The sequence below is a fragment of the Rhizobium sp. No.120 genome, from assembly GCF_054558365.1.
On sequence record NZ_BAAJNQ010000002.1, the window covers coordinates 271,838 to 287,137 of the forward strand.

13 protein-coding genes are annotated in these 15,300 nt (G+C 61.5%); 5 read left to right on the top strand and 8 right to left on the bottom strand.

Annotation, left to right across the window (positions count from 1 at the left end; all coding sequences use genetic code 11):
- Positions 1 to 25: 25 nt before the first annotated feature.
- The 7 genes from ACYJRZ_RS07035 to ubiE form a co-directional block, all read right to left on the bottom strand.
- Positions 26 to 355, bottom strand: coding sequence for a TfoX/Sxy family protein (locus ACYJRZ_RS07035; RefSeq protein WP_459457451.1), 330 nt, complete (start codon positions 353 to 355; stop codon positions 26 to 28).
- A gap of 85 nt (positions 356 to 440) precedes the next feature.
- Positions 441 to 1,538 carry a DUF917 domain-containing protein gene (locus ACYJRZ_RS07040; protein WP_459457453.1) on the bottom strand — a complete coding sequence of 366 codons (1,098 nt, stop codon included), beginning with the start codon at positions 1,536 to 1,538 and terminating at the stop codon, positions 441 to 443.
- Positions 1,539 to 1,541: 3 nt separating this feature from the next.
- Entirely contained in the window at positions 1,542 to 2,816 is a 1,275-nt protein-coding gene (locus ACYJRZ_RS07045) for a Zn-dependent hydrolase (RefSeq protein WP_459457455.1), read from the bottom strand.
- Positions 2,816 to 4,198 (bottom strand): dihydroorotase, encoded by a 1,383-nt coding sequence (locus tag ACYJRZ_RS07050; RefSeq protein WP_459457457.1) that lies wholly within the window; start codon positions 4,196 to 4,198, stop codon positions 2,816 to 2,818. The genes ACYJRZ_RS07045 and ACYJRZ_RS07050 overlap by 1 nt, the downstream gene beginning before the upstream one ends.
- 27 nt (positions 4,199 to 4,225) lie before the next feature.
- Positions 4,226 to 5,809 (bottom strand): aromatic amino acid lyase, encoded by a 1,584-nt coding sequence (locus tag ACYJRZ_RS07055; protein ID WP_459457459.1) that lies wholly within the window; start codon positions 5,807 to 5,809, stop codon positions 4,226 to 4,228.
- Between the two features lie 208 nt (positions 5,810 to 6,017).
- Positions 6,018 to 7,592, bottom strand: coding sequence for a 2-polyprenylphenol 6-hydroxylase (ubiB, locus tag ACYJRZ_RS07060; protein WP_459457461.1), 1,575 nt, complete (start codon positions 7,590 to 7,592; stop codon positions 6,018 to 6,020).
- Positions 7,593 to 7,654: 62 nt separating this feature from the next.
- Positions 7,655 to 8,431, bottom strand: coding sequence for a bifunctional demethylmenaquinone methyltransferase/2-methoxy-6-polyprenyl-1,4-benzoquinol methylase UbiE (gene ubiE / locus ACYJRZ_RS07065; RefSeq protein ID WP_459457463.1), 777 nt, complete (start codon positions 8,429 to 8,431; stop codon positions 7,655 to 7,657).
- A 142-nt stretch (positions 8,432 to 8,573) separates the two neighbouring features.
- Here ubiE and mutM point away from each other — a divergent pair, with 142 nt between their 5' ends.
- The 4 genes from mutM (at position 8,574) to dnaA (ending at position 13,161) form a co-directional block, all read left to right on the top strand.
- Positions 8,574 to 9,464, top strand: coding sequence for a bifunctional DNA-formamidopyrimidine glycosylase/DNA-(apurinic or apyrimidinic site) lyase (mutM, locus tag ACYJRZ_RS07070; RefSeq protein WP_459457465.1), 891 nt, complete (start codon positions 8,574 to 8,576; stop codon positions 9,462 to 9,464).
- Positions 9,465 to 9,493: 29 nt separating this feature from the next.
- The gene (locus ACYJRZ_RS07075; RefSeq protein ID WP_459457467.1) at positions 9,494 to 10,267 is read left to right on the top strand and encodes an enoyl-CoA hydratase; all 774 of its coding nucleotides are present in this window, start codon (positions 9,494 to 9,496) and stop codon (positions 10,265 to 10,267) included.
- A gap of 193 nt (positions 10,268 to 10,460) precedes the next feature.
- On the top strand, positions 10,461 to 10,736 hold the full coding sequence (rpsT, locus tag ACYJRZ_RS07080) for a 30S ribosomal protein S20 (protein WP_004108374.1): 276 nt from the start codon (positions 10,461 to 10,463) through the stop codon (positions 10,734 to 10,736).
- An 874-nt stretch (positions 10,737 to 11,610) separates the two neighbouring features.
- The gene (gene dnaA / locus ACYJRZ_RS07085; protein WP_459457469.1) at positions 11,611 to 13,161 is read left to right on the top strand and encodes a chromosomal replication initiator protein DnaA; all 1,551 of its coding nucleotides are present in this window, start codon (positions 11,611 to 11,613) and stop codon (positions 13,159 to 13,161) included.
- 78 nt (positions 13,162 to 13,239) lie between these two features.
- Here the strand turns inward: dnaA and gcvA are convergent, their stop codons facing one another.
- Positions 13,240 to 14,136, bottom strand: a complete 897-nt coding sequence (gene gcvA, locus ACYJRZ_RS07090) for a transcriptional regulator GcvA (RefSeq protein WP_459457471.1) — start codon at positions 14,134 to 14,136, stop codon at positions 13,240 to 13,242.
- A 155-nt stretch (positions 14,137 to 14,291) separates the two neighbouring features.
- On the opposite strand from gcvA, the gene ACYJRZ_RS07095 reads away from it, so the two are divergent.
- A complete protein-coding gene (locus ACYJRZ_RS07095) occupies positions 14,292 to 15,215 on the top strand; it encodes a DMT family transporter (protein WP_459457473.1) in 924 nt (307 codons plus the stop codon).
- Positions 15,216 to 15,300 lie beyond the last annotated feature (85 nt).

Consider the following 15,300-nt stretch of genomic DNA (forward strand, 5'->3'; position numbering starts at 1 on the left):
TTTCGTTGTTGTTTCGGCGGCTTGACTACTTCGGCGGCAGGCCTTCGGCGAAGTCCAGCGCGGCCAGAAGCAGCCGCTTGCGCAACATGTCGTTGCCATAGGCGTCCGGCCCGGCGCGCACCCATCCCAGCATTTTCCGGCCGCCCAACTGCATGGGTTTGACGTCGTGCTGCTCCAGCGCCCAGCCATCATTACCCTTGCCGAGGCGGATCAGCATCCCATCATCCCGGGCGCCGCATAAGAGATGGCCGTTGAGCAGAAAGGCCCAGCCGCCGAACATTGCTTTTTCGCTGAGCCCTGGGCGTTCCCCGAGCTCTTCTCTCAGCAATTCTTCGAGACCGGCGTCGCGGGCCATTCAAGCCTCCTGCGCTTTTCAGCCTTTCTTGCCGGCCAGAGCGTGATGCCGAAAAGTGTATGCGGTTTTCGGACGACATCACGCTCTATTTCTTTGTCTCTAGGGCGTATTTCGCGATCTCGATACCCATGGCCTTTTCGACGGAGGGATAGACCGTAGGGTCGAGCACGCTGGCAGACAGCGGAATGATATCCATCGGCACATGCAGGATGAAAACCTTCATGCCTTCATGCAGCTGGCCGACGCTCAAAGGCTCGCCTTCCGGCGACAGCGTGGTGATGACGGAGGGGAAGGTCGCCAGCCGCTTGCCGCCGGAATCCTCGACCGCCATGTACTCATTCATCACATGCATGATGACGGCCTTGTCGCCGCTGCCGACCGTGATGGTGCCGATGTCGAAGGCTTCCTTCGTGTAGACGACATCCTTCCTGGTGATCGTGCCTTCGGCCAGGATATGGCCGCCGGTGGTCTTGCAGATGGCGTCGATGACGGCGCTACTGCCCTTCTTTTCCGCCTCGATGATCGCTTCGCCGAGCGAGAGCGCCATGGAGATGCCGCCGAGTGCCGCGTGCGTGCGGACATAAGAAGCGCGCAAGGGATTGCGGCAGGAGGCGATGAAGCCGCCGGACTGGTCGGATGCGGCGCGCAGGATCGGCGAAATCTTTGCCGTCGCACCCTTCACGACCAGCTCGATATAGCGGTTCTCGGCGCGGTTACCGCCGACGGCGGTCTGGATCATCTGCTCGGGCGAACCGGCCATGCCGATCGAGCCCATATCACCCGTCGGATGGGCGCGGATATCGCCGACGGCATCGACGACCTTCGTTCCGAGGATCGCTGATGGCAGCCAGCCGTTCAGCGTCGAAGACCGGCCGTTCTGGCCGATGATCAGGCCGGAGAGCTTCTCGCCGAGCTCATCCTGCAGCAGCTGCACGGCCTTCACGTAATCGATGCCCTGCATTTCCCAGGGTGTGGTGGAGGCCGGCGCGCCGATGGCGGCCGCCGTCGCGATCCAGTCGTTGTCGTTCAATTCCTCGATCGACACCAGCTCCGGCTTGCCGACATTGACGGCCGCATAGCCGAGCATGCGGCCGTGATCGGCCCAGCCGCCACCGCCTGCGGCGTAAACGGAGCCGCCCTTGACGGCTGCTTCCACATCCTTGGCAACGAGTACGCGTCCCATCGGCTACTCCCGGTTCTGTTTGAGGTTCTTGTCCATGTCGCGCACCGCTTCGAAGAGCACGGCGGCACCCATGGCGATATCGTCATTTTCGGCCCATTCCTCGGCGCAATGGCTGCGGCCTTCTTTGCAGGGCACGAAGATCATGGCGGCCGGCGCGACTTTGGCGATCCAGGCTGTGTCGTGGCCGGCGCCCGAGGCCATGCGGCGATGCTTGGCGCCGACCGTCTCGCAGGCGCGCTCCAGCGTTTCGAGCAGCACCGGAGCGCCCGGCGTCGGCATATTATCGGAAACGCGCACCGGCGGGTTGATCGTGACGCCATAGTCGGCGGCGATGCTCTTCACCTCGCCGTCGATCCAGGCCAAGAAATCCTCCATGTCGCTGCGGATTTCGGCCCGTCCGTCGATCAGCAGCACGACCTTCGACGGCACGACGTTGGCGGCATTCGGCTCGATACGGAATTCACCGACGGTTGCGGCGAAATGGCCCGGCGTCTTTGCCTGCTCGGCAGCGCGTTGGCGAATGTCGAGGACCAATTGCGAAGCGGCCACCAGCGCATCAGCACGGCGATCCATCGGCGTCGTGCCGGCATGGTCGGCGCGGCCTTCCACGGTGATTTCGATGCGGGTGATGCCGGCGATCGCGGTGACGATGCCGATATCCTTGTTCTCGGCTTCCAGTACGGGCCCCTGCTCGATATGCAGCTCCAGGAACCCGGCGAGATCCGGACGCTTCTGGGAGAGCAGCACCGAAGGGTCGCCGCCGACCTCGGCAATCCCTTCAGAAAGCGTACGGTCGCCGCTGGTGCGGGTCAGCCATGCCTCGGGGATCTGCCCGGTCATGCCGCGGCTGCCGATGCAGGAGACGCCGAAGATGCTGACTTCCTCGGCGAGGAAATCGACGATCTCCAGATCATGGTCGAGTTCGATGCCGCGATCGTCAAGGGAACGCGCCACTTCGAGCGCTGCGATCGTGCCAGCGATACCGTCGAAACGGCCGCCATCGGGTACTGTGTCGGAATGGGAGCCGACAAGGATCGTGCCGAGGCCAGGCTTGGCGCCAGCGCGCCTGCCGATCAGATTGCCGGCTGCGTCGATGCGGGTCTCAAGCCCTGCCGCCTTCATCCGTGCTTCGATATAGGCGCGCCCTTCGAGGAAGAGCGGCGAGAAGGCGCGGCGCGTCCACGGGTGGCCCGGATCGGTGATGCCGGCCAGCGCATCTATATCCTCGGCGATGCGATCGGCGTTTACGGGCAGGTTGTGGCGCTTGGGGTCGGTCATCAGGCTGCATCTCCGGCAAGAATTTGGCGAGGCAAGGGACGGACGAAGCTGCCGGAGCCGGGTTCGGCCCGCACCTTCTGTCCCTCGGTAATCTGCTTGCCTCTAAGATAGGCAGCGGACACAGTCCAGGGCAGGCGGATGCCGTTATAAGGGCTCCAACCGACGATGTTGTTGCCGCTGGCCGCCGCGTCATAAACCATTTCGCGCGGCTCAAGAACGACGATATCGGCGTCCTTGCCCGGCGTCAGCGCGCCCTTGATATGGTCGAGGCGAAAATGCTTAGCCGGGTTTTCCGCCATCAGTTTCGCCGCCCAGGTCAGCGGCACGCCGCGTTCCAGGGCACCCTTGACGAAGAGCGGCACCATGACCTCCAGTCCCGGCACGCCGGAAGCATTCGCCAGCATGTCCGGATTGGTTTTGCGATTTTCCGACCAGCTGACATGATCGGTCGAGACGAGCCAGACATTGCCCTCCGCCACTTTGCGCCACAAGGTTTCCACTTCGGCGCGCGGGCGGATCGGCGGATTAATTTTCGCCTTGCCGCCAAGGCGCCGCACATCGTTTTCCTCGTCGAGCGTCAGGTAATGGATGCAGCATTCAACGGTCGCTTCGAAACCGTCGCGGCGGTAGGCGCGGGCGATGTCATAGCCGCGCCCCAACGAGCAATGCACGACATGCGCCGGGCAGCCGGTATCCGCGCCCGTCTCGAAAATCGTGTGGATGGCCAGAAGCTCGGTGATCGGCGGACGGGACAGGCCGTGGGCGCGATAGTCTGTGATACCGCTCGCCTTCACCTGCTCCATGTAAGTGCGGACTGCTTCGTCATCTTCGTTGTGCACGCCGGCGGTTAGCCCCGTGGGCGCGATGGCGGCAAAGCACGCATCGAGCAGGGCGGGCGGAATGCGCGGGAAACGCTTGGGGTCGGTGCCGAAGGTGGAGAATTTGAAGGCGGCAACGCCAGCCTCGACCATCTCGGCGATACGCGCGGGGCCTTCTTCCGGATCGATGGTGCCATAAAGAGCAAAGTCGACGCGCGATTGCGGCGCTGCATGGTCGGTCTTCTTCTTCACCGCCGCTGCCGAGCAGACGAGATTGCCTTCGTCATAGGGCATGTCGACGATGGTAGTGACTCCGCCGGCGGCTGCCGAACGGGTCGACCAGATGAAATCCTCCTGGTCCTTCTGCGAGAGGGAGTGAACCTGTGCGTCGATCGCGCCAGGCAAGATCAACGCCTTGCCGAGCAGGTGCCGTTCGCGTGCGGCCGGCGGCGCGCCGATGCCAACCTCAGCGATCTTGCCCTCGCGCACGGCGACATAGCCGGCTTCCACGATGCGTTCAGGCAGAACCACGGTGCCTTGCAGAACAAGATCGAAATCAGCCATGTGCGTTCTCTCCGCTCGTCGGTTGGTTCAGATGGCAACGGTGTCGCGATAAAGCCGCTCTTCGACCCGCTCCAGCGAGCCGAGCGCGAAGAAATCATCGTAGGCGAGGATCGGCTTGTGAGCGATCAATTCCGAGACGAAGGACTCCGAGCCCAACTCCTCCTCGATCGCCTCGACCTCGGCCGAAAGTGGGCGGTCGACCACATAGAAGTCCGCATGCTTGCGTACGACGTCGTAGAGCATGCGCGCCACGCCTTCCGGCTTGTCGCCGAGAATGTCCATTGCCTGTGCCGAAAGCAGGGCCTCAAGAGCGGCCAGACGCTTCAGTGCCCGCATCTGCCGCTCGAAACGTTCGATGACCAGCGGCAGGAAGGCGGCCTCGTCTTCCATGCCGGCGGCAACCACCAGCGACTGTGCCGAGACCGGATTGGACATGGAGAGAACGCGCGAGAAGATCTCACCGGCGAGCTTGATGATCGGGCCGAAGCCGGTCGCGATCCTGCCTTCCGGCACCAGATTGACGGGCAGGCCGCGCCGCTGGCCGTTGCCGAGCAGGACGCAGCGATTGAAGGCGTTGCGGGCAGCATGGGCCATGCAGATGACGGCCGCTTCCAGAAGCACGGTGACATCGAGCGGAAGAGAGCCGCCCGAAGTCATGACACGGCCATCGACGATGACCGGATTGTCGTCCGAGCGCCCGGTGGCGGCGAGAATCTTGTGGCCGGCGGTCAAGAGGTTTTCGATGACGGCACCGAAGACCTGGGCGATCATTCGCAGGCTCAGCGGGTCCTGGACGTGGGTCGCGACCGGCCAGGGCCATTCATCCGAAGCATTGCAGAGCCAGGCACCGATCAGGGCCTCGCGGGGTGTACCGACATGGCGCACGGAAATCCATGGATCGCGCGAGGCGCCCAGTGCGCCGGCCGCCATCATGCCGCTCGCGAGCAGCACGCGGATCGACGCGGCGGCATTGCGGGTCGTCTCGGCAGCGGCGGCGAAGCTGACGGCATTGACGCTGAGCGAGGCCAGACTGTCGCGCGGCATCATCCTGACGGGAGCGATGCCGGCGGCATCGAAGGCATCGGCAGCCTGCATGCGCCGGCCGCGATAGACCGCTTCGCCGACGCCGGTCAGAACCGCGCCGATCTGGCCCATCAGTCCGATATCCGCGCAACCGATCGAGCCCGTACGCCTGACGACAGGAATGACATCCGAGCTCAACAGCTGCAGATAGGCTTCGATTAGCTCCTGCGAACAACCGACCTGACCGGTGAGAGCCGTGTTGACGCGGATCGCCATGGCATTGCGGACGACCGACATGGAGAAGGGCGCGCCTGTACCGAAATGATGGGCGCGCACGAGACCGAGATTGAAGGCATCGAGATCTTCAGGAGACCATTCGACATCTTTCATGGCGCCGACGCCGGTCGTGGAGCCATAGACCGGCATGCCCGATTGAATGGTGCTTTCGAGAACGCTGCGCGCCAACCGTATGCGAGCCATGCCGCTTTCCGATGCCGACGGCAGGACGGCCCCCGCTCCGATCCGCACCAGATCGCTGAACCCAAGCGGCTGCCCGCTGAGTTCGATGCCGGCTCTTTGACGCTCCATCTCTTTTGTTCTCCTTTTCGGCAAGGCTATGCGAGCCTCATCGCCAATGGGATATCCCAAATGACGAACACCTCGATCCGTGCCGGACAATCTGATTTTGAGACGAGTACGCACGTCGCGCAACTCTGTGTTTGCGCGCGCATATGGCTTGCTGCACCGGCCAAGCTATTTCGGCCCAGGCGAGAAGAAACATCAGAAAGCTTGGCGATCAGCCAAGATGCCAGGCGATATAGAGAAGCGTCAGCGCGATCACCCAAAGTGCGAAGCGGCCGGAGCGGCTGTGTTTGGCCTCGGCCTTGCCGATCGCTTCGGCGGTCTGCGGATCGAAGCGCAGGCCGTTTTCGCTCATATGCAGTAGTTCATGGTGGAATTTTTCGGTCTTGGCGGCAATCTCGGGTGCGGCTTCGGCGAGCTTCACGGCCGCCTTCAAACCATCCTTCAGATCGGTCATGATCCGCTTCGGGCCGAGATTGGTGCGGATCCAGTCGCCGACGACCGGTTCGGATGCCTTCCACATGTTGAAGCGCGGATTGAGCATGCGCGACACGCCCTCGACCACGACCATGGTCTTCTGCAACATCACCAGTTCCGGCCGCGTCTCCATGTCGAAGAGTTCGGTCACTTCGAAGAGCAGGGTCAGAAGCTTGCCCATGGAGATGGTTTCGGCCGGCTGGCCATGGATCGGCTCGCCGATCGCGCGGATGGCCTGGGCGAAACTTTCCATATTGTGGTGGCCAGGTACGTAGCCGGCTTCGAAATGCACTTCGGCAACGTGGAGATAATCGCGGGTGATGAAGCCGTAGAGGATTTCGGCGAGGAAGCGGCGTTCCTTCCTGCCGAGGCGGCCGACGATGCCCATGTCGACGGCGACGATCATGCCGGCGGGATCGACGAAGAGATTGCCCGGATGCATGTCGGCATGGAAGAAGCCGTCGCGCAACGTATGGCGGAGGAAGGACTGGATCAGCGTGTCGGCAAGCGTATTGAGATCATGTCCGGCAGCCTTCAGCCCCTCGACGTCGGACATCTTGACGCCATCGATCCATTCCATGGTGATGACGTCGCGGCCGGTGCGTTCCCAGTCAACCTTGGGAACGCGGAAGCCCGGATCCTTCTCGGTGTTTTCGGCGATCTCGGAGAGCGCGGCGGCTTCCAGCCGCAGATCCATCTCGACCTTGGTGGTCTGTTCGAGCGTCTTCGTCACTTCCACCGGCCGCAAGCGCCGGCTGGAGGGCATGAAACGCTCCTGCAGCCGTGAAACCAGATACATCGCCTTGATATCGTTGGAAAAGCGCTGACGTACGCCAGGTCGGACCACCTTGACGGCAACGCGCTTGCGGCCCTCTGCCGTCTCGATTTCGGCCGGATGCACCTGCGCTATGGACGCGGCGGCGATCGGCGCGCCGAAGCTGGCATAGAGATCGTCGATCCGTCGGCCGAGTGAGGACTCGATGGCTGCCGTCGCCGTTTCATGCGGGAAGAAGGCCATCCGGTCCTGAAGCTTGGACAGGTCGTTCGCCATGTCGACACCGACGACGTCGGGCCGGGTCGCCAGGAATTGACCGATCTTCACATAGGATGGGCCGAGCCGCTCGACTGCCTGGGCAAGCCGGTCGCTGCGGGCCTTGCTCTTCGCCTTCCGGCGCGCGAAGATGCTGACGAAGGATTTGGCGAGGCTGACAGAGGGCGGCAGTCCCTCCGATGGCAGTGCCATGACCACGCCTTCGCGCACGAGCACCCAGCCGACTCGAACAAGGCCGAAATATGCGCTGAAAGCACTCATATCGTCTCAAGGTCTCGGAATATGGAGGCCAAAAGCCGGATCGGGTGACTGGATATCATGCTTCAGAGCTTCCAGCCGGAGTGCAGCGCGGCGATGCCGCCGGTGTAATTGGTGAAGCTCACGCGCGAGAAGCCGGCCTCGCGGATCATCGTCGCGAAGTCCTGCTGGTTCGGGAACTTGCGGATCGATTCGACCAGATACTGATAGGGCTCGGCATCGCCGGTGATCGCCTTACCGAACTTCGGAATGGCATTGAAAGACCATGAATCATAGACACGGTCGAGCAGCGGCAGATCGACTTCGGAGAATTCGAGCACCAGCAGCCGGCCGCCGCGTTTCAGCACCCGATAGGCTTCCTTCAGCGCGACGTCGATATGCGGCACGTTGCGGATACCGAACGCAATTGTATAGGCATCGAACGAGTTGGGTTCGAACGGCAGTTCTTCGGCATTAGCCTCGACGAAGGTGAGATTGTCGGAAAGCTTCTTCTTTTCTGCCCGCTCGGCGCCGACGGCAAGCATCGAGCCGTTGATGTCAAGAACCGTCGCATGCGCCAACCGGTTCGATGCTTCGACGATGCGGAAGGCGATATCGCCCGTGCCGCCGGCAACGTCGAGCACCTTGTAGGCAGGGTCCTTGCGCGGGTTGAGCGCAGCTATCATCGCATCCTTCCAGACGCGGTGCATGCCCATGGACATGACGTCGTTCATGACATCGTAGCGCTTGGCGACCTTATGGAACACCTCATTGACGAGGCCCTGCTTTTCGCCATCGGCGACTTCGCGGAAGCCATAGGATGTTTCCATGCCGCCATCGGCGGAGGTGCGGCTTTCTGCCATCGGCTCAACTCCGTTACACAATTCAGCGGCGGACCATAGCGAAATCGCGTTTGCCACGCTATCTCATCAGCTTGATCACCACCCGCAATGCCTTGGGCTATAGCTCAGATCATAAGCAGTTGAAACATAAAGATGGATAGCCATGCCGGAATTACCAGAGGTCGAAACCGTCAGACGGGGCCTCGCGCCTTCCATGGAGGGGGCCGTTCTAAGAGAGTTGGAGCTGCGCCGCAACGATCTGCGCTTTCCGTTCCCTGTCGATTTTGCTGAGGCTGTTTCGGGCCGCGGCATCACGTCCCTGTCACGCCGCGCCAAATACCTGCTGATCGATCTCGACGAAGGCAAGACAATCGTCGCGCATCTCGGCATGTCCGGCTCGTTTCGAGTGGAGGAGGGGGCGGCAGCCGAAACGCGCGGAACCTTCCATCATCCCCGCTCCAAGGATGAGAAGCACGACCACGTCCTCTTTCATCTGACAGGTGCTGGCGGCGACGTGCGGGTTATCTACAATGACCCACGCCGCTTCGGCTTCATGGATCTCGTCCGGCGGGTCGATATGGCCAGCCATCCCTTCTTCCGCGACCTTGGCCCGGAACCCACAGGCAATGAACTCGATGCCGATTATCTGGCTAAGCGCTTTGGCGGAAAGGCGCAACCGCTGAAGAGCGCGCTGCTCGACCAGAAGAACATCGCGGGCCTCGGCAATATCTATGTATGTGAGGCCCTGTGGCGCTCCCACCTGTCCCCGTTGCGCGCCGCCGGGACACTAGTCACGGATACCGGCGAGCCGACCGAAGCGCTGTTCACGCTCGTCGATGCTATCCGCGAGGTCATTGCCGATGCGATCGCCGCTGGCGGCTCGTCACTGCGCGATCATATCCAGACCGACGGCTCGCTCGGCTATTTCCAGCACTCCTTTTCCGTCTACGATCGTGAAGCGCAGCCTTGCAGTACGCCCGGCTGCGGCGGTACGGTCAGTCGCATCGTCCAGGCGGGACGCTCTTCTTTCTATTGCGCCTCCTGCCAAGGCTGAAAGGCCAAAGCTGATAAAGGGAGAGAGAAATGGCTTACGAAACCCTCATCGTCGAAACTCATGGGGCCGTCGGTCTCGTCCGGATCAATCGGCCGCACGCGCTGAATGCGCTGAACTCAACGGTCCTCTCCGAGCTGAAGCAAGCCTATGCCGCCCTTCATCTTGATGATGCCATCGGCGCGATCGTGCTCACGGGCTCGGAAAAAGCCTTTGCCGCCGGCGCCGACATCAAGGAAATGCAGTCGCTCGATTTCGTCGACGCTTACAAGAATGACTTCTTCAGCGGTTGGGCCGAGATCGCCAATGCCCGCAAGCCCGTTATCGCGGCGGTCAGTGGCTTCGCGCTCGGCGGCGGCTGCGAGGTGGCGATGATGTGCGATTTCATCATCGCCTCGGAAACGGCCAAATTCGGCCAGCCGGAAATCACCCTCGGCGTCATCCCCGGTATGGGCGGCTCGCAGCGCCTGACGCGGGCCGTCGGCAAGGCCAAGGCGATGGATCTGGTATTGACCGGCAGAATGATGGACGCGGCGGAAGCGGAGCGTTCCGGCCTTGTGGCGCGCGTCGTGCCGGCAGACAAGCTCTTGGACGAGGCGCTGGCTGCTGCCGCCAAGATCGCATCGCTGTCGCGGCCCTCGGTGCTGATGGCCAAGGAGGCGGTCAACCGCGCTTTCGAAACCACGCTCGAGGAAGGATTGCGTTTCGAACGCCGTCTGTTCCATAGCCTGTTCGCCACGGAGGATCAGAAGGAGGGCATGGCTGCCTTCGTCGAGAAGCGCAAGCCGGCCTTCAGGAACCGGTGAGAGCCAAGATTCCGGAATTACGCGGGTTTGGCGAGAATCCGCGTTGACGCCGCGGCTCATTCCGGTTATATGCCCGCCACAGTTTGGAAAGCCGCTCTGGTTTTCCGCAATTGCTCCCGCATTGCTGGATGAAGTGGCCATGGGGCCCGCGCCGCAACGATGGAGTTTTGTTCGAATTCTAAGAGAGGCATACATGGCCAATACTACCTCGGCGAAAAAAGCGACCCGCAAGATCGCCCGCCGCACCGATGTCAACAAGGCTCGTCGCTCGCGCGTTCGCACGTTCGTTCGTCAGGTCGAAGAAGCCATTGCATCGGGTGATGCAGATCGCGCAAAGGCAGCTTTCGTTGCTGCTCAGCCGGAACTGGCTCGCGCAGCCACCAAGGGCGTGCTTCACGCCAATACTGCTTCCCGCAAGGTTTCGCGCCTTGCCAAGCGTGTGAAGGCCCTTTCGGCCCCGACCGCATAACTTTCAATTAACGATTTAGTCGTTACGCTTAAGCCCGGCCCTTGTGCCGGGCTTTTTGGATTCGGCCAAAAAAATGCCGCATTGCCAAAAATGGCCGTCCGAACATGTCATTGAAGTGACAGAAATATATATTTAAAAACAATAGCTTGCGACAGGATATCTCAGCTATGGGTGATCTGCATGACGCATTGCCGGCTCACAACTGAGTCAAGCGTATTTTTTATTTTTTTGTTTTGAAAGCTGTGAGAATCGCGCCGAACGGGAATCTCTTTGATTCAACAGCGATTCTTTTTTGAAGGGCTTGTGACAGTCAAAATTGGCCTCCAGAGTCAATGGCCGCCTCTTAATTTTGTGTAAAATTCATCGTTGATATCTGCCCGCGATCCTGCCTAAATGCATTTCAACAAGGGGCGCGGACATCACCTTAAACGGCTTCGGCAAAACACCGTCACTTAAGACGGCGTGGGTGATTTTGTCTCTTGTGACGGAGCAGTTCAGTTCCGTTTTTTCAAACAGTTGACGAGTAAGAACCGGAAGCGGCGACGCTTGCGGAACGAGGAAGCTTGTCTGTCCTTTGCAGCCTTAAGTCTATGGCGTGGCTGTGGGGAGGGGAGAAAAATTGACAGCCGCTGGGGCAGTCGATCGGAGTACGAGGGCCGATTGACGTTCCGCTTACAGACGCCGAGACGAAGGCTGCTTTAAAGAGCGGTTTTCGCCACAGTGTTCTTGTAAGGCCCGTTGGCCGGGCGTGGCTGATGAACCGGTATGCGGCGCAGCTTGGACATCGAGCGCGATCGTCATGCCATGGCGAAGACCTAGGGGCGGTGGTGTCACACTGTTTCGCCCCATAAGAGACTGTGGAAGGCGGCACTATATGCAGATACATACGAGGGCGACAGGTGCGTTGGAAAATGGGGACAATGCGCAGGCGTTCGGTGCGGTTTGCTTAGAAGCGGCGGGGGAAAAGGGCGACGTGGCGCAAAATAATTTGTTCGAGCGCGTCAGCGCGCGCTTGAAGGCGCAGGTCGGACCCGATGTCTATGCCAGCTGGTTTGCGCGGCTCAAGCTTCATTCGGTATCGAAGAGCGTCGTTCGCCTCACGGTCCCGACGACATTTCTGAAGTCCTGGATCAACAATCGCTATCTCGATCTCATCACCAGCCTGTTTCAGGCTGAGGATGCCGAGATCCTCAAGGTCGAAATTCTGGTGCGCACCGCGACCCGGCAGGGCACGAAGCCCGGTGCGGACGAGCAGCCGGTGGTGCCTGATCAAGCGGCTGTCGCGCCGATCCGTCGCGCCGTCGCCCAGCCGGCCGGCCAGGTGGTTGCCCAGGCGGTGAGTGCGGCTGCGGCTGCCCGGCCCGCGACGGCAGGTTCGCCGCTCTTCGGCTCTCCGCTCGATTCCCGCTTCACCTTCGATACGTTCGTCGAAGGCAGCTCGAACCGCGTCAGCCTTGCCGCGGCAAAGACCATCGCCGAAGCCGGCTCCGGCGCTGTGCGCTTCAACCCGCTCTTCGTTCATGCAACTGTTGGTCTCGGCAAGACCCACCTTCTGCAGGCGATCGCCAATGCAGCCGTGCAGAATCCACGCGGTCTGCGGGTCGTCTACCTGACGGCGGAATACTTCATGTGGCGCTTCGCAACCGCGATCCGCGATAATGATGCACTGACGCTGAAGGACTCGCTGCGTAACATCGACCTGCTCATCATCGACGACATGCAGTTCTTGCAGGGCAAGATGATCCAGCATGAGTTCTGCCACCTGTTGAACATGCTGCTCGACAGCGCCAAGCAGGTCGTCGTTGCTGCCGATCGCGCTCCCTGGGAACTGGAATCGCTCGATCCGCGCGTGCGTTCGCGTCTGCAGGGCGGTGTAGCGATCGAAGTCGAGGCACCGGACTATGAAATGCGTCTTGAGATCCTCAAGCGCCGTCTCGATGCTGCCCGTCAGGATGATCCGTCGCTGGAAATCCCGGCCGAAATCCTCTCGCATGTCGCCCGCAACGTGACCGCGAGCGGCCGCGAACTGGAAGGAGCCTTCAACCAGCTTATCTTCCGTCGTTCCTTCGAGCCGAACCTGACGGTCGAGCGCGTCGACGAATTGCTGGCGCATCTGGTCGGCTCCGGCGAGCCGCGCCGCGTCCGCATCGAGGACATCCAGCGCATCGTCGCACGCCACTACAACGTGTCGCGCCAGGAACTGGTTTCGAACCGCCGTACGCGCGTCATCGTCAAGCCGCGCCAGATCGCCATGTATCTGTCGAAGACGCTGACGCCGCGCTCCTTCCCGGAAATCGGCCGTCGCTTCGGTGGCCGCGATCACACCACGGTCCTGCACGCTGTGCGCAAGATCGAGGAACTGATCTCCGGCGACAGCAAGCTGTCGCACGAGATCGAGCTGCTGAAGCGCCTTATCAACGAGTAAGCCGAGCGATCGGCATTCGCCACATCGTCTACGGCCGGCTTGATCGCCGGCCGTTTCTTTTTGCGCTCCAAGCGCGCTTTAGGTCGGCGGCGTCGTGCGTGAGACCTCGGAAAATAGCCAGGCACGCAGTGCCGCGACGGCAGGCCTCTCCAGCGCACCCGGCTGATAGACGAGATGATAGGCAAGCGCGCTCGCAAATCCGGTTGGGAAGGGCGCAACGAGCGTGCCGTCAGCCAATTCCTGCTCCACGAAAGAGCGGCGCATCAGCGCGATGCCGAGGCCTGCCTTCATGGCGTGATAAGCGCCCATGCCATCGGTGAAGACCGGTCCGTGCATGGCGTCCACCCGCGTGGCCCCGACGGCCTTCAGCCAGAGCTCCCAGTCGCGCCGGTAGACATCATGGATCAGTGTCAGGCCAGCTAAGTCATCGACTGCGGGTGAAGGGCCAAGCGCCGCCGCCATTTCCGGCGTGCACACCGGAACATATTCGTCATCGAGAAATCTCTCGCTTGCCAGGCCCTCATAGCCGCCGAGGCCGTGGCGGATGGCAAGATCGATCCCATCCCGCTGGAAATCCATCATGCGATAGGACGCGCTGATGCGCAGATCGATATCGGGATGGGCCTCCTCGAAGCGCCGCAGTCGCGGCACCAGCCAATGCGTGGCAAAGCCGGCGGTGCAGGTAAGGGTCAGCACCGTATCCTTGGAGCGCATAGCGAGAGCCGCTGTCGCCTCGCGCATGAGGCGGAAAGCCGTTCGCATCGTCGCGAAATATTCGGCGCCTTCACTCGTCAGCGCTAAGCTGCGGGCTCGCCGCTCGAAAAGCCGTACCCCGAGGGCGCTTTCGAGGTCACGGATCTGCAGGCTGATGGCGCCGGGCGTCACATGCAGCTCGTTCGCAGCCAGCGTCATGCTGAGATGCCGGGCGGAGGCTTCGAAGGCGCGCAGCGCCGAAAGGGATGGCAGTTGATCCATAATGATTGAGCTCAGCTAAATCATGATTTGAAAAAGACTCGTTTGCCAGAGGCTCGATATGGCGAGATTATTCCAGCAATGGCGATGGTTGGCAATCATGTCGCGATTGGCCACCAATAAGCAAAACTCAATCCGCTGATGCTGGAGATGATCAGATGGCACAGAAATCCATGGGCGCGGTCGAATGGGGCATGCTGGTGGGGCTATCCATTCTGTGGGGCGGCTCCTTCCTGTTCAACGGCATTCTGGTGCGCGAACTGCCGCCCTTCACCATCGTTACCGCGCGTGTCGCGCTCGCTGCCATTGCTCTGCATGTCATCGTGCGTGCCACCGGACATGCGATGCCGAGAGACCGCCAGACCTGGTTCGCCTTCTTCGCCATGGGCTTCCTCAACAATGTCATTCCCTTCCTGCTGATCGTCTGGGGGCAAACCCATATCGCCAGCGGGCTCGCCTCGATCCTTAACGCCACCACGCCGCTCTTTGCCGTCGTCGTCGCCCATTTCCTGACGGAGGATGAGAAGATGACCGGCAACCGCCTTATCGGCGTTATCGTTGGCTTTGCCGGTGTGGCGCTGATGATCGGCCCTTCGGTGCTTGCGAGCCTCGGCTCCAACCTGCTGGCGCAGCTGGCTGTATTGGGCGCCGCTTTCAGCTACTCGCTCGCAGGCATTTTCGGTCGGCGCTTCCGCCGCATGGGGCTGGCACCGATCATTCCCGCTGCCGGCCAGGTGACGGGCTCGGCGATAATGCTTCTGCCAATCGCGCTCTTCGTCGATCGCCCCTGGGCGCTGGCAATGCCTTCCACTGAGACCTGGCTGGCGCTTTTGGGCTTGGCCATCCTGTCGACCGCCATCGCCTATGTGCTGTTCTTCCGTATCTTGGCGACGGCCGGCGCGACCAATCTGATGCTGGTGACCTTTCTCATTCCCGTCAGCGCCATCCTGCTTGGCGCGCTCATTCTCAGCGAAAGCCTGCAGCCGAAGCATTTTATTGGCATGGCGCTGATCGCGGTTGGCCTTGCCGCAATCGATGGACGCTTACTTACCCGCCCCTTGAGGGGGAGGGTCGGCACGTAAGTGCCGGGGTGGGGTGATCTGGGCAACAACCGAAATATCATCGTACACACGGGGATCACCCCACCCGCCGCGTTACGGCGACATG